General features: G+C 69.4%; 20 protein-coding genes. 3 read left to right on the top strand and 17 right to left on the bottom strand.

What is annotated here, in order from left to right; genetic code table 11:
• Positions 1-29 precede the first annotated feature (29 nt).
• Complete coding sequence (locus ACZ31C_RS02380; RefSeq protein WP_465794347.1) at positions 30-2429, bottom strand: immune inhibitor A domain-containing protein; 2400 nt, start codon at positions 2427-2429, stop codon at positions 30-32.
• Between the two features lie 284 nt (positions 2430-2713).
• Positions 2714-4708: an acetate--CoA ligase gene (gene acs, locus ACZ31C_RS02375; RefSeq protein WP_465793861.1), complete on the bottom strand. Its 1995-nt coding sequence runs from the start codon at positions 4706-4708 to the stop codon at positions 2714-2716.
• Positions 4709-4952: 244 nt separating this feature from the next.
• Here acs and ACZ31C_RS02370 point away from each other — a divergent pair, with 244 nt between their 5' ends.
• Entirely contained in the window at positions 4953-5699 is a 747-nt protein-coding gene (locus ACZ31C_RS02370) for a Fic family protein (RefSeq protein WP_465793860.1), read from the top strand.
• Positions 5700-5712: 13 nt separating this feature from the next.
• On the opposite strand, the gene ACZ31C_RS02365 is transcribed toward ACZ31C_RS02370, so the two are convergent.
• From ACZ31C_RS02365 to ACZ31C_RS02300, 14 genes are all read right to left on the bottom strand, one after another.
• A complete protein-coding gene (locus ACZ31C_RS02365; RefSeq protein WP_350697401.1) occupies positions 5713-6516 on the bottom strand; it encodes an HAD family hydrolase in 804 nt (267 codons plus the stop codon).
• Between the two features lie 354 nt (positions 6517-6870).
• Positions 6871-8142, bottom strand: coding sequence for a tyrosine-type recombinase/integrase (locus ACZ31C_RS02360; protein WP_465794346.1), 1272 nt, complete (start codon positions 8140-8142; stop codon positions 6871-6873).
• Positions 8142-8414, bottom strand: coding sequence for a helix-turn-helix domain-containing protein (locus ACZ31C_RS02355; protein ID WP_465793859.1), 273 nt, complete (start codon positions 8412-8414; stop codon positions 8142-8144). The genes ACZ31C_RS02360 and ACZ31C_RS02355 overlap by 1 nt, the downstream gene beginning before the upstream one ends.
• Before the next feature lie 24 nt (positions 8415-8438).
• Positions 8439-10214, bottom strand: a complete 1776-nt coding sequence (locus ACZ31C_RS02350; RefSeq protein ID WP_465793858.1) for a replication initiator — start codon at positions 10212-10214, stop codon at positions 8439-8441.
• Complete coding sequence (locus ACZ31C_RS02345; protein WP_465793857.1) at positions 10214-10480, bottom strand: hypothetical protein; 267 nt, start codon at positions 10478-10480, stop codon at positions 10214-10216. The genes ACZ31C_RS02350 and ACZ31C_RS02345 overlap by 1 nt, the downstream gene beginning before the upstream one ends.
• On the bottom strand, positions 10477-11196 hold the full coding sequence (locus ACZ31C_RS02340; RefSeq protein WP_111244779.1) for a hypothetical protein: 720 nt from the start codon (positions 11194-11196) through the stop codon (positions 10477-10479). The genes ACZ31C_RS02345 and ACZ31C_RS02340 overlap by 4 nt, the downstream gene beginning before the upstream one ends.
• Before the next feature lie 70 nt (positions 11197-11266).
• Positions 11267-11611 (bottom strand): RRQRL motif-containing zinc-binding protein, encoded by a 345-nt coding sequence (locus ACZ31C_RS02335; RefSeq protein ID WP_303393475.1) that lies wholly within the window; start codon positions 11609-11611, stop codon positions 11267-11269.
• Positions 11608-11907 carry a hypothetical protein gene (locus ACZ31C_RS02330; RefSeq protein ID WP_111244781.1) on the bottom strand — a complete coding sequence of 100 codons (300 nt, stop codon included), beginning with the start codon at positions 11905-11907 and terminating at the stop codon, positions 11608-11610. The genes ACZ31C_RS02335 and ACZ31C_RS02330 overlap by 4 nt, the downstream gene beginning before the upstream one ends.
• Positions 11907-12350, bottom strand: coding sequence for a DUF6197 family protein (locus tag ACZ31C_RS02325; protein WP_465793856.1), 444 nt, complete (start codon positions 12348-12350; stop codon positions 11907-11909). Before ACZ31C_RS02325 ends, ACZ31C_RS02330 begins: the two co-directional genes overlap by 1 nt.
• An 86-nt stretch (positions 12351-12436) precedes the next feature.
• Positions 12437-12646, bottom strand: coding sequence for a hypothetical protein (locus tag ACZ31C_RS02320; protein WP_465793855.1), 210 nt, complete (start codon positions 12644-12646; stop codon positions 12437-12439).
• Complete coding sequence (locus ACZ31C_RS02315) at positions 12643-13509, bottom strand: FtsK/SpoIIIE domain-containing protein (protein WP_465793854.1); 867 nt, start codon at positions 13507-13509, stop codon at positions 12643-12645. Before ACZ31C_RS02315 ends, ACZ31C_RS02320 begins: the two co-directional genes overlap by 4 nt.
• An 85-nt stretch (positions 13510-13594) precedes the next feature.
• Complete coding sequence (locus ACZ31C_RS02310; RefSeq protein ID WP_465793853.1) at positions 13595-14473, bottom strand: hypothetical protein; 879 nt, start codon at positions 14471-14473, stop codon at positions 13595-13597.
• Positions 14474-14641: 168 nt separating this feature from the next.
• Positions 14642-15079 carry a DUF3307 domain-containing protein gene (locus ACZ31C_RS02305; RefSeq protein WP_396692128.1) on the bottom strand — a complete coding sequence of 146 codons (438 nt, stop codon included), beginning with the start codon at positions 15077-15079 and terminating at the stop codon, positions 14642-14644.
• Positions 15080-15302: 223 nt separating this feature from the next.
• Positions 15303-15623, bottom strand: coding sequence for a hypothetical protein (locus ACZ31C_RS02300; protein WP_111244787.1), 321 nt, complete (start codon positions 15621-15623; stop codon positions 15303-15305).
• Between the two features lie 177 nt (positions 15624-15800).
• Between ACZ31C_RS02300 and ACZ31C_RS02295 the strand changes: the two genes are divergently transcribed.
• Together ACZ31C_RS02295 and ACZ31C_RS02290 are read left to right on the top strand one after the other, a co-directional pair.
• Positions 15801-16559, top strand: coding sequence for an XRE family transcriptional regulator (locus ACZ31C_RS02295; RefSeq protein ID WP_111244788.1), 759 nt, complete (start codon positions 15801-15803; stop codon positions 16557-16559).
• A gap of 4 nt (positions 16560-16563) precedes the next feature.
• On the top strand, positions 16564-17034 hold the full coding sequence (locus ACZ31C_RS02290) for an NUDIX domain-containing protein (RefSeq protein ID WP_465793852.1): 471 nt from the start codon (positions 16564-16566) through the stop codon (positions 17032-17034).
• Here ACZ31C_RS02290 and ACZ31C_RS02285 read toward each other — a convergent pair.
• Positions 17022-17588 carry an HD domain-containing protein gene (locus ACZ31C_RS02285; protein WP_465793851.1) on the bottom strand — a complete coding sequence of 189 codons (567 nt, stop codon included), beginning with the start codon at positions 17586-17588 and terminating at the stop codon, positions 17022-17024. The genes ACZ31C_RS02290 and ACZ31C_RS02285 overlap by 13 nt on opposite strands.
• Positions 17589-17781: the final 193 nt, after the last annotated feature.

Raw genomic sequence — 17781 nt, 5'->3', positions numbered from 1 at the left:
CCGGGGCGTCGTCATGTCAGGTCGATGGCTCAGGAGAACCGGACCTTGGTGTAGATGCCGTCCTGCTCCAGCACCTTGATCTTGGTGCCGGTGGCCGGGAGCTTGACGCCGTGGTTGGGCAGCTCCGGGAACCAGTACTGCTTGGTGTCGTCGAACAGCGGCTGCGCGGCCTGACCCCGGATGTACTGGGGCTGGCTGTTGAGGTGCAGCGTGAACGAGTCGGCCTTCTTGAGGCTGAACGGCGCGTCGTAGACCTGGATCCGGGCCCGCCAGGGCTGACCCGTCAGGTTGTAGATCGGCCGTGGGCGGGAGTCGATGATCAGGTTCCGGCCCTCGCCCGGGTGCGCGAACGTGTCGTTGTCCGACCACCGGGTGTTCCAGTACGAGATCAGCAGACCCTCCTGGTACGCGTAGTGGTCCACGAAGTCCGGCTTGGTGTTGGCGTACCCGAAGAAGTACGGGCCGGTCTTGAGGTACTTGTCGTACGAGATGTACTGCCGCGTACCGGCGATGTAGTAGTTCGGGAAGCTGCGGGTGTACGTCTCCTCGACGACCTCGAACCCGCCGGCCAGCGTCCAGCCGGTGGCACCGTCCTCGGCACCGTCGACGAAGACCGTCTGCCCGTCGGCGGTCAGCGTGATCGCGTCACCGAAGAACCCGCCCTCGGCGACCGCGCCGTCCGTCTGGTAGCGCAGGCGGAACCCGACGCTGTTGCCGGCCACCGAGTCCAGCGGGACCTGGACGTCCACCCACTCGTCGTCGGTGCTGCCGTCCAGCGCGTACCGGCCGGGGGAGATCTCCTTGAACGGCCGGCCGTCGGCGGTGCCGGGCTGCGGCGTCCAGGTCTGCCCGCCGTCGGTCGAGGTCTCGAAGAACAGGTAGTCGAAGTCCGCCTCGATGCTGTAGCGGCCCTTCAGCGAGACGCTTGCCGACGACGCTCCGCTCAGGTCGAACGTCCTGGTCAGGGTGCTGTTCAGGTCGTCGGCGTTGCCGGAGAAGAACTGCTTGTCGCCCTCGAACGGCGCACCGTTCTCGAACGTGTACTCCCGTTCGGGCAGCACCACCACGGCGGCCTGGGCCTCCTTGGTGTTGTATTCCTGCGGGCCGAGCACCAGCGTGCGCTTCTGCCCGGCCACGATCACCTCGTAGTCGAGCCAGCCGAGCTGGAGCTTGTTCCACGCACCGAGGTCACCGCCGCGCTCGCCGATACCGCCGTCGTTCTTGGCGCCGAGGCGGCTCTGGGCCATCAGGGTCCAGTGCTCGTTGTTGTTGTCGCCGCCGCTGATGACGTTGTAGTCGTCCGGCAGGCCGAGGTCGTGGGCGTACTCGTGGTAGAAGACGCTGCGACCGCCGTTCTCCGGCTGGATCGTGTAGTCACCGATCCAGATTCCGGTGTCGCCGATCTGGGTGCCGCCGGCCGGGAAGTTCGGCGGGCCGGTGCGTCCCTGGTCGGAGGCGTACGCGTACCAGCGGTGGCTCCAGATCGCGTCCTCGCCGTAGATCGGGTCGCCGTCGGCCATGTCGCCACCGGCGTGCACGATCTGGAAGTGGTCGATGTAGCCGTCCGGCTCGTTGAAGTCGCCGTCACCGTCGTGGTCGTACCGGTCCCACTGGTCCATCGCCCGCACGTCGGCGGCGATCTCCGCGTCGGTCCGTCCGGCCGCCTTCTGGTCGGCGACCCACTTGTTGGCGGCGTCGCGCACCAGCGCCCACACGTTGTTGCAGACGATCCCGTCGCACGGGTAGCCGCTTGAGCGCCCGTACCGGGCCTGGTTGTAGTTGACCTTCACCCAGTCGGTGACCACACCGTCGACGCTGTAGCGCCCGGAGGACTGGGCCTCGTAGTACTGCTTCACCGACTCGTCGCCGGGGCCGGTGCCGAAGTACAGCTTCCGGAAGTGGTCGGCGTCGTAGTCCGGCTGCCAGACGGTGGAGTTGTCCACCCGGCGGTCCGGCTCCGGGATCTCGTTGTGCATCGGTCCGTCGAACCGAACCGGGCCGGGGGTGTCGGGGTCGGTGTCCTGGTCGGGGTAGTCCGGGTGTCGCTCGTTGCCGAACTCGGCGAGGATCACGAAGATCCGGTCGGTCTTCTCCCGCGACAGTTCGACGTACTGCTTCTCGGTCGGGCCCTTGCCGCCCTTGGTGGTCTTGGCGTTGCGGCCGGCCTTGCCACCCTTGGTGGCCCGCTCGCCGACCTTGACCACCGTGCTGCCGTTGATCCGCTCCGCCTCGGCCCGACCCGAGAGAACCTCGCTCAGACCCTGCTCGCGCAGGGCGCGGCGCTTGTCCTCCAGCGGGTTCGGCAGGTCGTGTTCGGCGTGGGCGGGCTCCGCGATCGACTGGGCCGACGGCGCCGTGGCAGGCGCGGCGGCGGCGGAAGCGCCGACCGTCAACCCTGTCGCGGTCAGCGAGAGCCCGAGCAGACCCACTGCGACTTTCCGCACGTGGTACCTCCGGATTGAGGGAACCGGCCCGTCGGGGGTTGTGGACCGGTGAAATAGGCCCCTACGGATGGGGCCACTGGTGAACATAGGCACTCGTGGGGCTACAGGGGAAGGGGTATGCGTCGATTTTGTGGCACCGAGTTGTTGGCAGGCGTTTTCACTGTCACAGCCCTCGGTGGCGGCCACCCGGCGTCCGCGCAGGTCCGGACAGACATCGACGGGTGGCGGTCCGCGTCGGACCGCCACCCGTCGAGTGGTACGCCTATCCGTCAGTCCTCGTCGGACTTGCCCCCGCCCATGCCGGAGGCGATCAGGTCCATCACCGACGAGTCCTGCAACGTGGTGACGTCGCCCAGCGACCTGTTCTCCGCCACGTCCCGCAGCAGCCGGCGCATGATCTTGCCGGAGCGGGTCTTCGGCAGCTCCGGCACCAACATGATCTGGCGCGGCTTGGCGATCGGGCCGAGCGTCTTCGCCACGTGGTTGCGCAGGTCGGCGATGAGCTGCTCACCGGCCTCACCGGCGGTGTCGATGCTGCCGCGCGGGATCGCGAACGCCACGATCGCCTGACCGGTCGTCGGGTCGGTGGCGCCGACCACCGCCGCCTCCGCCACCGACGGGTGCGACACCAGCGCCGACTCCACCTCCGTGGTGGAGATGTTGTGCCCGGAGACCAGCATGACGTCGTCGACCCGGCCGAGCAGCCAGAGGTGCCCGTCGTCGTCCTTCTTCGCCCCGTCACCGGCGAAGTAGACCCACGGGTCGTCGGCGTTGCCGCTCACCCCCGCGCCGAACCGGGACCAGTACGTCTCGATGAACCGGTTGTCGTCGCCCCAGATCGTGCGCAGCATCGACGGCCACGGCTCCCGCAGCACCAGGTACCCGCCGCCGCCGATCGGCACCGACTGGCCCTGGTCGTCCACCACGTCGGCGCTGACACCCGGCAGCGGCGTCATCGCCGAACCCGGCTTCGCGGCGGTCACCCCGGGCAACGGCGAGATCATCATGGCGCCGGTCTCGGTCTGCCACCAGGTGTCCACGATCGGCAGTTCGCCCCGCCCGACGTGCTGCCTGTACCACATCCAGGCCTCGGGGTTGATCGGTTCGCCGACGCTGCCGAGCAGGCGGAGCGTGGAGAGGCTGTACTCCGCGGGGATCTCGTCGCCCCACTTCATCATCGTGCGGATCAACGTCGGTGCCGTGTAGAGGATCGTGACGCCGTACTTGTCGACGATCTCCCAGAAGCGGCCCTTGTGCGGGGTGTCCGGGGTGCCCTCGTACATGACCTGGCTGACGCCGTTGGAGAGCGGGCCGTACACGATGTAGGAGTGGCCGGTCACCCAGCCGATGTCCGCCGTGCACCAGTAGACGTCGCTCTCCGGCTTCAGGTCGAAGACCGCGTGCGAGGTGTACGAGGTCTGGGTCAGGTACCCGCCGGTGGTGTGCAGGATGCCCTTCGGGCGGGCCGTGGTGCCGCTGGTGTACAGGATGAACAGCGGGTGCTCGGCGTCGAACGGCTGCGCGGCGTGCTCGGTCGACGCCTGCTCCACCGTCTCGTGCCACCAGTGGTCCCGCTCCGACCAGCCGACCTGCTCGCCGGTCCGGCGCACCACCAGCACGTGCTCCACTGACGGGCAGTTCGCCACCGCGTCGTCCACGGTCGGCTTGAGCGCCGACGGCTTGCCCCGGCGGTAACCGCCGTCCGCGGTGATCACGACCTTGGCGGTGGCGTCCTGGATCCGGTTGGTCAGCGACTCGGCGGAGAAGCCGCCGAAGACCACGCTGTGCGTCGCCCCGATCCGGGCGCAGGCGAGCATCGCGACCGCCGCCTCCGGGATCATCGGCAGATAGATCGCCACCCGGTCACCGGCGACCACCCCGAGGTCGGTGAGGGCGTTCGCCGCCTGGCACGTCATCCGGTGCAGGTCGGCGTAGGTGATGGTCCGGGTGTCGCCCGGCTCGCCCTCCCAGTGGATCGCCACCTTGTCGCCCCGACCCGCCTCGACGTGCCGGTCCAGACAGTTGTACGCCACGTTGAGCTGCCCACCCACGAACCACTTCGCGAACGGCGGGTTCGACCAGTCCAACACCTGGTCCCACTGCTTCGCCCAGGTCAGCCGCCCGGCCTGGCGCTCCCAGAAGGCCAGCCGGTCGTTCTCGGCCTCGACGTATGCGTCCGCGGTGACGTTGGCGGCGGCGGCGAGTTCGGCCGGCGGCGGGAACTGGCGCGTCTCGTTCAGCAGATTGGCCAATGCCTCGCTCATGCGGTGACTCCTCGTCGCTCGGGGTGACCTGCCTCTCTTCCGGGCAGGTTAGCCGGGGCGGACGCGCCAGGCGACCGATCTCGTCCGCCCTCGTCGCCCAACGGCCCCTCCCACGCGCCGAGATGTAAGGAAGGGCACCTTATTAACGCCTCGTGCATAGGAAGGGTCCCTTCCTAACACCTGCGGCACCCCACCACCGCCGACTCGTGCTCGACGCGGACAGCCGGGTCGATAGCGTGACGGGGTGACCGCCGACCCGCTCGCGCCCCTGCTCGACCTCGCCGACGTCGCCGACGCCGTCGCGCGCGCCCGCGCCCGCTTCGATCAGGCACTCGGCCACCGCGCGCTGCGCCGACACGGCGGCCAGGTCGTGGCCGAGGTCGGCCTGCGGTCCGCGGTGGCCAGCGCCGGCCTGGAAGGCCGGTCCCACGACCGTGAGGCGGTACGCGCCGGCACCGTCACCGAACCGGTCCTCCAGGGTGCCCTGCGCGTCACCGGTGCGCTCCCCGGGCTGATCGACCTCTGGCCCCGAGCGCCCCGACAGGCCCTCGCGAAGCTGCACGTACTCGCCGCCCGCGACATCGTCGACCAGCCCGACCTGGGCCGCCCGGTCGACGACCCGGTGGTGGCCGCCCGCCTCGACGCCCTGGCCGGGCTGGTGGCCGGCGGCACCAGGGTCACCCCGCTGGTGCTCGCCGCCGTGGTGCACGGGGAACTGCTGAACCTGCGCCCCTTCGCCGGCCCCTCCGGCGTGGTGGCCCGGGGCGCGGCCCGCCTGGTGCTGCTGGCCAGCGGCGTCGACCCACGCGGCCTGCTGCCGGTCGACGTCGGGCACCGGGAACGCGAGCCGGAGTACGTCGGCGCGGCCGGAGCCTTCGCCACCGGGACACCCGACGGGCTCCGGTCGTGGCTACGCCACTACATGTCCGCCGTCGAGATGGGCGCCGACCAGCTCACCGCCATCGGCGACGAGGTGTTGGCCGCCGCTTGACGAGGGGCGGGGATCAGGCCGAGCTGCCCGCGCGGGTCCGGCGGTGCCGCCCGTACCAGGCGATGCCGATCGCCACCCCGACACCCACGCCGAGCGCGGCCGCCGCCACCGGGACGCCCGGCCGCTCCCGCAGCCGCCGACCCAGCGGGATCGGGTGCCGGAACTCCAGCACCGGCCAGGCGTTCTCCACCGCGAGCTTGCGCAGCTGCCGGTCCGGGTTGACCACGCTGGGATGCCCCACGCACTCCAACAACGGCCGATCGGTGTACGAGTCGGAGTACGCGAACGAGTCAGCCAGGTCGTACCCGCGCGCCTCGGCCAACTCGCTGACCGCCTCGACCTTGCTCGGACCAGCCGCATAGAACTCGACCTCGCCGCTGTACCGCCCGTCCACCACACCCATCCGGGTGGCGATCACGTCGGTGACCCCGAGCAGCGCGCCGATCGGGCGGACCATCTCCTCGCCGGAGGCGGAGACCAGCACCACGTCCCGCCCCGCCGCCTGGTGCTCCTCGATGAGGGCGGCGGCCTCGGCGTACACGTAGGGGTTGATCAGCTCGTGCAGTGTCTCGGCGACGAGCTGGCGGACCTGCTCCACCTGCCACCCCTTGCACAGCGTGGCGAGGTAGTCCCTGGTTCTGGCCATGGTCTGCTCGTCGGTGCCGCCCAGCCGGAACATCAGCTGCGCGTACGCCGACTTGACGACGTCACGCCGAGTGATCAGCCCGTCCCGGTAGAACGGCCGACCGAACGCCAGGGCGCTCGACTTGGCGATGACGGTCTTGTCCAGATCGAAGAAAGCGGCACTTCGGCCCACGGCGCGAAAGTCTAGCCCGATGGTCTATCGTCGGCGGATGCCCGGGGGCCAAGGACCGTGTGGACCTGCGGGTCGGCCTCCCCGCCGCCTGCACAGGGTGACTGCAGTCACACTCTGCGAAAAGGAATCTGCGGGGAGTGGAGGCTACACCACTCGACGTACACAGGTCCGCTCAGGCAGACTTGTTCGTAGCACGAGTATTCACATCTCGTACAACCGGCAGACTCTCGGCGGTTGCACCCCCCGTGACCGCTGAGCGGGTTCGGCTCGACCCCCCCGGAGCCGAACCTCCGACGACCCCCGTCTCCCCCCGACGGGGGTCGTCCCTTTCCCGTGGGAACGCTCCGCCCCAGGTCACAGGTCGTCTCCGATCTCGTCATCGGCCTCGTCCGGCGTGGTTTCTCCCGTCGGAGGCAGCAGAGAGGCAGCAGGGCCGTCGAAGGTGGCCAGGACCCGGGCGGCGTAGTCGTCCGGCGTGTGGGTGTAGCGGTTGAGCGTGGTCGACGCCTGCTCGTGGCCCATGACCCGCTGCACCAGGTTGATCGGCACGCCGTCGGTGACCAGCCAGGTGGCGTAGGCGTGCCGCAGATCGTGGAACCGCATCCCGCCAGCAGCTTTCGCCGCGACGTAGGCAACGGCTTCCCGCTCGGTGGTGAACTCGGCCGACCACTCGATGCCTTCCCGGTCGGGCCAGACGGCCCGGTATCGATGCGGGCCGGTGTCGACGACCTGGCCGAGTAGGCCGGCGCGGACCAGCGAGGGCAGCCAGACCCGACGGCGAAAGTTCGATCGGCGCAGCGGTCGGCCAACCCGGTCCCGGAAGACCAGCGTGCGCGGGTCCGGGTTGTCGGCGGCGGTGTGCAACTGACGTAGCGCGTCGACGAGGAAGCCGGGCAGCGGCACGGTCCGCACTCCGGCGCGACTCTTCGGGTACGGGCGTAGCACGATCCCGCCGTGCGTCTCCTCGGCGACCTGGACGACGCGCAGCGATGCCCGGTCGAGGTCGACTGACGACCAGGTGAGCCCGGCGCACTCGCCCCAGCGGAGCCCGGCCCCGGCGGCGGTGCAGACGATGGCCCGGTGACGGGGCGGGACGGCCGGCACCAGCTTGCCGAAGAAGTTCTCCCGGCTGATCGTGATCGGCTTGACGTCCCGCGTCCGGTCCCGGGGCAGCTTGACGCCCTCGGCAGGGTTGACCGCGATCAGCCGGGCCTGCACAGCGGTTCGCAGGATCATCGACAGCAGTTGGTAGCACTTGCCCACGGTGGCGGGAGCGAGGTCGCGGCCGAGCCCGGTTACCCACTCCTGCACCGACATGAAGTCGACCTTCCCGAGCGGCCAGTCACCCCACTTGGGCAGGACATGAGCCCGGAGCAGGGACACGGTCCGTTCCGTGGTGCGCGCTTCGACCGAGCGGGCGGCGAGCCACTGCTGAGCGAAGTCACCGACGCGGGTACGGCCGGCGTGCGGGTTGACGTAGGTGCCCCGATTGAGGCTGCCTTCCATCTCCACCAGGTAGGCACTGGCCTCCCGCTTCGTGCGGAAACTCTTCGACTTCTGCTGGCCGGCGGGGTCACGCCAGCAGGCGCGGAAGGTACCGGCCGGAGTCTTGCGGACGAAGCCCATCAACGCCCCCGACCGTGTTCGGTGCCGGTGGCGGCGGGTTGCTCGGTGACGCCGTCGAGCCAGGCATGGAACCGCGTACGGGGAATCAGCCAGCGGCCCCCGAGGCGGGTCGCCGGAATGGTGCCGGCGCGGACGAGGGCGTACGTGCTGCCGAGCGAGATGCCCAGCAGCTTGGCGACCTCCCGAACGGTGTAGGTGACCGGCGCGACGACGACTGTCCCGGTGCGAGGGACGAGCCGAATGATCGGGGCCGGTCGGGCGGTGGTGGTCATGAGGGGTGACCTCCTCAGGTCGGGTCAGGCGACAGCCGGCAGGGTGCCGGCCGGGGTGGTGCCGAGTTCGTGGGCGAGTTCCTCGCGGCCGGCGGCTTGTCGCTCTCTCGCCATAGCGGCGGCGGTGTTAGCGAGGAGCGCGTCACCGGTGGTGTGCCAGCCGGCTCCGGCAAAGGCGAGGGTGCCGACGATCAGGGTGGTGTCGTCGTCGACGAGTGGGCCGCCGACGGCAGGGTGCCCGTGTTCCTCGCGCTGCCGGTGGGCACGGCGGGTGTCGCGCAGGAGTTGGAAGGTGACGGAGTACCGCCGGGCCTTGGTGAGGAAGTGGCCGCCGAAGCCGAGCATGTGCGCCCACCGGCGCAGTCGGGCGTAGGGATTGGCGGTGGCCGGTTTCGTCGATTCGGTTTCAAGGACGGATTGACGTCGGGCGACGCAGACCGGGCAGGCGGCGTAGCGGGTGTGGGTGCCGCAGTCGGGGCACTCCCAGCGCGGGACGAAGCCGGGTCGGGGCCGGTGGTCGCGGGGCCGCTGGGACAGCGGTACGGGGATGCCGGTGGGTCGGCCGAGCCGCCAGCAGGCGTCGATGAGGCGGGCGGTGTGGTCGCCGTCGGGGTCGGCGTGGTCCCCGATGGTGTCGGCGGTGAGGCGGGTGGAGCGGTGCCCGGTTACCTCGGTGCTCTTGGTGGCGTACTTGGCAAGGTAACCGGCGACCATGCTGTCGGTGACCTCGCCGTGGCCGGTGAGCGTGATGGGCCGGATGTCGAGCTGCTCGCCCCAGGCGATCGGCCAGCCGGCGGGCTGGTCGGGGTGGTCGGGGGTGGTGAACGCGACTTGCGCGGCCGAGTGCCGGAGCGCGTCGACGAGGTCGTCAACGGTGAACGCGGCCGGCGGTGGGACGACGGCGGCCGGGTCGTCGGGGTCGACGCCGTCCAGGCGAACGAGGGCGTGGAAGTGCACCGCGCCGCGTGCCTGGAACTCTGCCGCTTTGCCGTGCGACAGCCGAACCGGTGGGACCGTCCGGATGTTGCCCGAGGCGGTGGTGACCTGGACGCGCGGGATGCCGCGACGACGGGCGAGCTTGGCCAGGTGCCGTTCCGCGGCTTGTTTGGTGCGGTGCCACAGCTCGCCGGAGAACAGGTTCCAGACGACCTGGTGGTCATGGTCGTAGCAGTCCAGGCACAGCGGCTGACCGAGCGCGGCGTCACCGGGCGCGTGTCGTGCCCAGCAGACGGCGGGGCGGCCGTGTGGGCAGTGGCCGGCGGTGGGGTCGTCGGCGCGGCGGGCGTGGCAGGGGTCGGGGCGGCAGTCGCAGCGCTTGCGGTCCCGGCAGGTGTGCTTGCGGACCGCGCGGACGTGGACCGGCCCGAAGGATGGAGCGGTGAAGGTGGGGAACACAGCCGGGTGCTGGGTGACGGTGTCGGGGACACCCTTGCCGCCGACGAGACCGGCGCGTAGGAGCTGGTACGCGTCGCGTTGGTAGGTGCGGGCGCAGGAGGGGCAGACGGTGGCCCGCCGGTTGCCGCAGGCGGTGTAGATGACCGCGTCGGGCATACCGTCGGTGTGCCGCTGCTCGACGACGCGCCCGGTGCCAGGCTCGACGGTGAGGAGCTGCCCGGCGAGCCGGATCGGTCGGGTACAGCCACCGGCGGCGCGGACATGTTCGATCCAGCCGAAGTAGTCCGGTCGGGTGGCACGGGCGAAGGCAGCCCCGGCGGCGGTGTAGTCGTAGACGATGGTGTCGGCGTTCGAGCCCACCCCCCGGGCCGAAGCGCGGGGAGTGAGGTCCAGCGTCGAGGCCATCAGACCGCGATCCCGTTCGGGGTGCGGGTGGTGATGGTGCGTTCGGTGACGATGACCCGGCAGGCGCCGCACTGGCGCTTGGCCGGCTCGTGCCGACGGCACGGGATCAGGACGGTCTGTCCGCCGCAGCGGACGGTGACCGGGGCCCGGCAGGGTCCGCCGGGGATGAGGTCGACGATGGTGCGTCGGATGTCGTACGGGTGCCCCTCCGGGTGGACGGGGCAGGTGTGGACGACCTGTTCGATGTCGACGAGGTAGATGGTCATCGGGCACCACCGCTCAGGGTGGTCAGGAGTTGCCCGGCGGTGGCCGGGGCGATGTCGAGCCGGTCGGCCAGCTCGGCGGCGGTGATGGGTGACCCGGTGTTCTGCTCGTGCTGTGCTGCGGCGAACCTGGCCATGGGCAGGAGGTGGGTCGGAACCTCGACCGGCTCCGGCTCGGTGGCCGGGATGGTGGGCTGGATGGCCGGACGGGGTTGCGGGTCGGTGGCGATGGCGGCCGGCGGTGCCGGTTCGGTGGTGACCTGCTCGGCCACCTCAGCCCGGATCGGTTCGGCCGGTTCGACAACCGGCGTGGTCGGGTTGTCGCCCTTGACGGGCGCGAGGACGAGTTTCACCAGAGCCATGAAGGCCAGTGCCGGTACTGCCGAGAGCAGCCAACCGGAGATGCCCGGCTTGGCGACCGCGAGTTGTGCGGCCAGGGAGAGGCCGGCGGCGGCGATGAGCAGGAACAACGGGTAGCCGATGGGAGCACCGACCCGGCGTCGACGCCGAATGGTCAGCAGGCAGGCGATGGGGACGAGTTCGGAGATGACGGCGTTGGCCCAGCCGAACCACTCGCCCGTTCCCGCCGGGGAGTTGTCGAGGGTCCAGTCCTTGACGTGGGTGAACGAGGCGGCACCGGCGAATCCGGCGACGGTGAGCAGGATGAGGACCAGGACGACACCTTCGATTCGGGTGCCGGTGGTGGGCTGACGGTTCATCGCACACCGCCCATGTAGGCCATGGCGATGCCGATGAGCAGGATGACGGCGAAGGTGATCAGGACACCCATCAGTGGCCTCCGTGGCAGTCGAGGCAGCAGCCGTAGCGGTGCGGGATGTAGTAGGGCCGGACCAGGCCGCAGACGGCGCAGGTACGGCGGGCGCGCAGCGCCTTGCCGATGGCCTCCCGCTGGGCGGGGGTGGCGGTGCGCTTGGGCTTGGCCAGGTCGAGGCGGTAGAGGTAGGCGACGCGCTTCCCGCGCCGCCAGAAGATCTGGGCGACGGGGTCATGCCCGCCGGGGCGCAGACCGGCAGCCCGAAGCTGCCGCAGGGTGGCGAGCCCACTGGGTGCCATCCGGTACGGGTAGGTGGGAAAGCCGAAGCGGGTGCCGGTCGGGTCGTAGAAGTTGGTCACGACCGGTCTCCCCAGCGTTGCTGGGCGGCTTGGCGGGAGATGCCGAGGCGTTGGCCGATTTCGGCCCAGGAGTAGCCGAAGGCGCGGAGTCCGACGACGGCGTCGGTGATGGCCTCGTCGATGACAGCGGAGAGGGCGACCAAATCGCGTAGGGCTTCGACGTCACCGGTGGCGACGCGGCGACCGTGGGCGCGGATGATGCGGCGTGCGAAGGCCGCGAATTCGTCGTTCTCGACGATGTCCCGGCGCTTCTGTCGCGGGACGTTCGGCGTCAAGGTGGGCTTGACGGTGGGCATCAGTTCTCGCCCCCGTCGGTGTGGAGGGAGTCCCAGTCGTCGGCGGCGGACTCAAGGGCCGTGATGACCTGCTCGGCAGTACGGCCGGGGTCGTCGTTCCAGGAATAGGGGGAGGTGTGTTCGTCGATGAGGAAACCGTCGTCGTCGACGGCGCAGATGGGCTCGTAGTCGTCGAGGTGGGTGGTGAAGACACCAACGGCGGTGCGGAACGCGACCTGGGTGCCGAAGTCGAGGCTGTAGAAGTGGTCGACGCGGTGGCCGGCGACGGCCATGCCGATCGCTCCGACAGCGCAGGCCGGCGGCGTAGGGCAGCCGGCGGGCGCGGTGATGGGGTAGTAGGTGCCCTGGTGCCAGCCGTGCCGGCGCAGGTAGAGGGCGGCCATTCGGAGCAGGTCAGCAGGTGTGACCGTTCCGGTGGTAGGTGGGTTCTGGGTAGCCTTCATGGCAGCCACGTCCTTTCAGGAGGGCTTGGTGGGAGGTCGGCGGAACCGGTCTGCTTTCCAGGGCTTGAGCCGGTTCCGTCGGCCGATTAGCTGGCGCGCAGCCGCAGGTAGCGGCGGAAGCGGGTCGGGTCGCCGGGCACCTGTACGGGTGCCGAGGCGAAGACGAGGAGCCCACGATCGGTGGCCAGCGCCATGAGCGTGGCGAGTTCCTCGGGCGTGCCGACCACGTGCCGGTCGACGTACTGGGTGGTCGGCTGCGGGGTACGACGGGTGCGGATGAGCTCTCGCAGGGTCATGCGGCGGTTCCCCAATCGAGTCGAGATCCGGTCGGTGCGGACGGGCGGATGGGACGACGGGTCCAGGCGGCGTAGTCGGCGATGCCGGCGATCTGGGCGTCGGTCAGGTAGGCGACCTTGATGCGGCGCGGGATGCCGCCTTCGGCGATGAGGTACGCCGCGCCCTGGTTCGTCGGGGCGATGTCGGTGGCGGAGTAGCCCTGCTCGGCCCAGCCGTGACCGAGGACGATGTTCGAGCTGTTGGGAGTGGTGCAGCGGAACGCGGCGCGGTAGCCGAACAGGTCCCGCAGGCTGGTGGGGATGATGTCGAACGACGGTCGCTGGGTGGCGGCGACGACGGGGATGCCGGCGGCTCGACCCCGGGCGACCAGGTCCCGCAGGAGGGCGACGAACTCTTCCTGTTCCTGCTTGCCGCCGATGGTGGCGGAGTAGAAGGCGATCTCGTCGACCAGGACGGTGATGACGGAGAGCCCGTCGAGCGCGGTGACCTTGCGACGCCCGTGGGCGCGCAGCCAGGCGTACCGGTTGTTCATCACTTGCTGTAGGCGTCGGAGGACGTCGAGCGCGGCGGTGATGTCAGGGCCTATGAAGGCGTCGGCGCAGTCTTCCCACTGGCCGAGTTCGACGAGCTTGCCGTCGAGCAGGACAAGACGGGAGTCAGCCGAGAGAGCAGCGTGGGCCGCGATGGTGTTGAGTAGGCCGGACTTACCTCCGCCGGGTTCACCACCGGCGAGGAGGTTGCGGTAGGCCAGAGTGATGTAGACGGGCTGGCCGAACTCGTCGATGCCGACGAAGATCGGGTCGAACATCGACAGGCCAGGCCCCACCGGAATACCGGCGGTCGGGGCGGATGCCGTAGCCATGAGTGCCCTCCTTTGGCGTTGATGGGCGCGGGAAGCCACACGAAGGAGCCCGTAGGGCTCCCCGCGTCCGGGATGGGTTGCGGGATCAGATCCAGTCGGAGACGTCGTCGGCGTCCGACGACGGCGCAGGGGCCGGCTTGCTGCCGTTGGCCGACGTGGCGGCCGACTTCTTGGGCTGGATGGGCAGGGTGACCGTGGGTGCCTGGACGTCGGGCAGGTCCAGGGCGGTGGGGATGACCGGCGTCGGTCGGTCGGTGGCCGGTGCATCGGGAGTGATGACGTCGGCCAGCGGGGACGTGACGGTTGCGGTGAGCACCTCACGACGCTTGACGTCGAACCGCAGGTACGCGGCGTTGCCGTCGGAGGCGCGCTCGACCAGGACGGACGAGGCGTGGCAGGTGACGGCGATCTTGTCGAGGCGGCCTTCCAGGTCCGCCAGGGACAGGCCGGGTCGCAGGTAGACCCAGACCCGTTCGCCGACCGGGGTCGGCTTCGCCCAGAGGATCAGCGGGAGTGACCCCGACTGGTTGGCGATGATGAACTGCGCGAAGCAGACGCGCAGCCGGTGCCGCACGGCGAGGCACCACAACCAGGCGACGACCTGGCGGCGGACGGTGGGGATGGCGGCCGGGACGCCGAGGGCGACCGCGACGACGGCCAGGGTGACGATGGTCGGGGTGTGGGTGGCGAGCTGCACCCACGCCGTCAGCAGCACGACGGCAAGGACGATTTCGGGGGTCCACCACCACAGCAGCCGCAGGATCGGCCAGATGCGGACCAGGAGCCAGGCCAGCGCGCCGCACGGGACGCCGATGGCCGCGCCGATGAACAGCGCGATGATGGGGTGTACGTAGGAAGCGGCCACCACGGCACCGAGTACGCCGATGATGACCGCAGTGAGGATGAACGCCATGCGGGCGTTCCGGGCCGAGGACCGGTGCACCTTGGCCTCGATTACTGTCACGGTTCCGGTTGACTTCCGGCCGAACGAGCGGCGAGGGCTAGACTTGGACACGACACGTCCTCCCAAGCGATTGGGCTGGATGGGTTGGAGAGCACGGGGTCGGCAGGTGTAGGAGCCAGTACCGGCCCCGGGCTCGAAATCACTCAGGCCGCGTAGCGACCCTTGCGCCTACAAGCAGGCGATGAGCAGCGCGGATACCCACAGGCAAGCCGCGTGCAGAGACTGATCCGCCAGGTACATGCCGCAGATCGGGGCCTGCCGGTCGGCGAAATCCCGGCTACCGGTGAGGATGAGCAACCACCGCACCGGCCAACGCCGGTCGAGGAATGCGTGTGAGACGGCGGAGAAGCCGACTCCGGCGATGAGCCCGACGACGGTGACGGGCAGACCAAGCGCGACGATGGCGACGGTCAACATGACCACCACCACGAGGTGATAGGCCACGACGTGGCCCAACAGGTGACGCCAGCCGTCCCAGCCGGGAGCAGCCTTGTGGGCGGCTTGCTTGTCGGACTGGCCGAAGACGTGGTCGGCCACCTGGTGGCCGGCGTAGAGAGTCGCCGCGACAACGGCGAAGACGATGGCGGAAACGAGCACGACAACCACTCCCAACGATTGTGGGTGAACGGGTTGGAATGGCAGGCGAGGTCGGCAGGTGTAGGAGCCAGTACCGACCCCGCGCCATATCGAGAGGGCAACCACGGGTTGCCAGGGCCGGGAGAATAGGAGCCAGAAACGCTCCCGGACCGAAGGTGGATCAGTTCAGCGGACCATCAGGCCGCTTCGTGCATCAGACACCAGAGGCTCACACAGCGCGGTGAGCGAAGAACTACTTAGCCGCCGAGTTACCAGCCTTCGGCTTCAGCGAGATGGCGCGGAACGCGACGCCGTTACGCCCGTTGGTCGCCCACGGAATGGCCTCCAACTGCTCGACAGCGACGAGCTGTCCCACCATCACGCTCGGCTTCTCACCCGCCGTGGTGATGGTGATGATCTCGCCGCCGGTCTCGTCGAGTACGAAGACCTGGGTGGACCACATGAGCCGGCCGGTGTTCTTCTCCGACCGCTGATTGCCGTTCTGGTCGTTCTTCGGCTCGGGGTCCTTCGTCACCTGGACCTGCTTGCTCTGGGTGTCCACGTACAGCTTCACAACAGACCTCCTGTGTCTCGGGCCAGAAATTGAGCTTGTCCCCGGTGGACTCTTGCTCGTGGCCTCTGAGGTCAAGACTCCCGAATCTGCGAGGACGCCCCATCCCGAGGGCTGGACGACTATGGGACGTCTCGACTATCGTCTAGTTGTCCCTAGTCGTCCCTTGAGGAGGGTCGGATGCCGAACGACCGGCTACGCGATGCCATCCTGCGCAACGGCCTGACGCCTGTCGTTGTGGCCGAGCGGATCGGGGTGGACCCGAAGACCGTCGAACGGTGGATCACGCAGGACCGGACGCCGTACCCCCGGCACCGGCACGCGATCGCGGCCATGGTGCGCGAAGACGTGCCGTACCTGTGGCCGGACGCGGTGACCCCGGAAAAGGCATCGAAGATCGGGCAGAGCGAGATGGTCCAGCTCTACTCCCGGCGGTCCGCCGTGCCGTACGACCTGTGGCGACGACTGATCGAGCGAGCCGAGAAGCGGATCGACGTACTGGCCTACGCCGGCCTTTTCCTGTTGGAGCAGGACCCGAGGCTTGTCGACATCCTGCGTCAAAAGGGTGTTGACGGTGTCGCGGTGACGATCCTGCTCGGTGACCCGACCAGCGCCGCGATCGAGCGGAGAAGCGTCGAGGAGGGTGCGCCCGGCGTGATGGCCGCGAAGATTCGTCAGGTGCAGCAGTCCTACAAGCGGCTCGACGATGCGCCCGGGGTGAAGGTGCTTTACCACGACACGACGCTGTACAACTCGATCTATCGATTCGATGACGAGATGCTGGTGAACATGCATGTACTCGGGTTCCCGGCACCACACGCGCCCGTGATGCACCTACGGCGGCTCAACGGTGGTGACCTGTTCGGCACCTACGCCGACAGCTTCGACCGCGTCTTGTCCGCCTCGAAGCCCCTGCCACTCGGTGAGGTGGCAGCCTAGAGCCATGGCGAGAACCGAGCACTACCACGACCCGAACGCGCCGGAAGCGAACAGCATCGTCGTGGCCGTCTCCGTCTTCGTCCGCGACGAGCACGGCCGGGTGCTGCTCATCCAGCGCACCGACAACGGTCTGTGGTCACTGCCCGGCGGCGGTCAGGAGATCGGCGAATCGGTCTCCGAGACAGCGACACGAGAGACCCTCGAAGAGACTGGCATCAGCGTCGAGGTGACCGGCATGATCGGCGTCTACTCCGACCCAGACCACGTCATCGCGTACTCAGACGGAGAGGTGCGGCAGCAGTTCTCGCTCTGCTTCCGAGCCGTACCCGTCAACGGCACTCCGACCCCCAGCGATGAATCAAGCGACGTCCGGTGGGTGGCCCGCGACGAGCTGGAAGCACTCGACATCCATCCGTCGACCCTGCTCCGCATCACCCACGGATACGAGGACCGCACGGAGCCCTACATCGGCTGAGGGACGTTGCCGGCGAGCCTGCGCTGAGTCCGCTGGACAGCGGCGACCATTTCCGGCTCCGCCCGGCTGATGAACCGGGTCACCAGGTGCTCCGGCCCGTACCGCGACCGAATCTCGGCCAGCCGCTCCAACACCTCGAAGTCCTGCCCGTCCGGCCCGGTCGTCATGTCCGAGAAGCAGAGGGCATCCGTCACCGGCGTCTCTTCCCGGGGGAACTCGGCGCCCAGGACCCCACCAAGCCCACGCTCTTCGGCTTCCAGCCAGGCGCACGAGTGGTGAGCCACCAGGCCGGCGATCCGCTCGTTGAATCGCTCGCGCCGCAGCCAGCGGCCACCGTCGAGCGAATGAAAGCCGGTGTCGACCAGGTCGGGGCTGTAGCCCACGTCATGCAGCCACGCCGACGCCACGAGCACCGCACGATCCTCGACCGGTACAGCAGCGCTGACCCGGTCCGCCTTGGCGGCTACCGCCTGGACGTGACTCCATCGACGGGGCAGCGGAGTCTCCAACAGGTGCCGCGCAACTTCCCGAGCGGTATCGACGAGGTCGGCCATGTCGCCAGGGTACGGAGCGCACACGGCCCGCACCATCCCGTGCTCGATGGGCGACGAGACGAGGCCGGCCGGCTACCGGCGATGTGGTTCAAACTTTCTGTACGTCTTCAAGGCGGCCCTGAACGGGCCGCACGCGCCGCCGCCAGGGCGCGTGCACGTCGCTCCGCTGGCGCTCCGACTCCGGGTCACGCAG

The organism is Micromonospora sp. NPDC023869, assembly GCF_055559695.1.
The sequence above is the reverse complement of the archived record's forward strand: the minus strand, read 5'-3'. Positions and strand labels throughout refer to the sequence as shown.

What these genes read in the sequence shown, in the direction of transcription:
- ACZ31C_RS02285 (WP_465793851.1), bottom strand. Translation starts at nt 17,588, where the DNA reads ATGGCCGACCTCGTCGATACCGCTCGGGAAGTTGCGCGGCACCTGTTG.
- ACZ31C_RS02350 (WP_465793858.1), bottom strand. Translation starts at nt 10,214, where the DNA reads ATGGCCTCGACGCTGGACCTCACTCCCCGCGCTTCGGCCCGGGGGGTG.
- ACZ31C_RS02320 (WP_465793855.1), bottom strand. Translation starts at nt 12,646, where the DNA reads ATGACCCTGCGAGAGCTCATCCGCACCCGTCGTACCCCGCAGCCGACC.
- ACZ31C_RS02330 (WP_111244781.1), bottom strand. Translation starts at nt 11,907, where the DNA reads ATGCCCACCGTCAAGCCCACCTTGACGCCGAACGTCCCGCGACAGAAG.
- ACZ31C_RS02315 (WP_465793854.1), bottom strand. Translation starts at nt 13,509, where the DNA reads ATGGCTACGGCATCCGCCCCGACCGCCGGTATTCCGGTGGGGCCTGGC.
- acs (WP_465793861.1), bottom strand. Translation starts at nt 4,708, where the DNA reads ATGAGCGAGGCATTGGCCAATCTGCTGAACGAGACGCGCCAGTTCCCG.
- ACZ31C_RS02295 (WP_111244788.1), top strand. Translation starts at nt 15,801, where the DNA reads ATGCCGAACGACCGGCTACGCGATGCCATCCTGCGCAACGGCCTGACG.
- ACZ31C_RS02290 (WP_465793852.1), top strand. Translation starts at nt 16,564, where the DNA reads ATGGCGAGAACCGAGCACTACCACGACCCGAACGCGCCGGAAGCGAAC.
- ACZ31C_RS02340 (WP_111244779.1), bottom strand. Translation starts at nt 11,196, where the DNA reads ATGAACCGTCAGCCCACCACCGGCACCCGAATCGAAGGTGTCGTCCTG.
- ACZ31C_RS02355 (WP_465793859.1), bottom strand. Translation starts at nt 8,414, where the DNA reads ATGACCACCACCGCCCGACCGGCCCCGATCATTCGGCTCGTCCCTCGC.
- ACZ31C_RS02325 (WP_465793856.1), bottom strand. Translation starts at nt 12,350, where the DNA reads ATGAAGGCTACCCAGAACCCACCTACCACCGGAACGGTCACACCTGCT.
- ACZ31C_RS02360 (WP_465794346.1), bottom strand. Translation starts at nt 8,142, where the DNA reads ATGGGCTTCGTCCGCAAGACTCCGGCCGGTACCTTCCGCGCCTGCTGG.
- ACZ31C_RS02345 (WP_465793857.1), bottom strand. Translation starts at nt 10,480, where the DNA reads ATGACCATCTACCTCGTCGACATCGAACAGGTCGTCCACACCTGCCCC.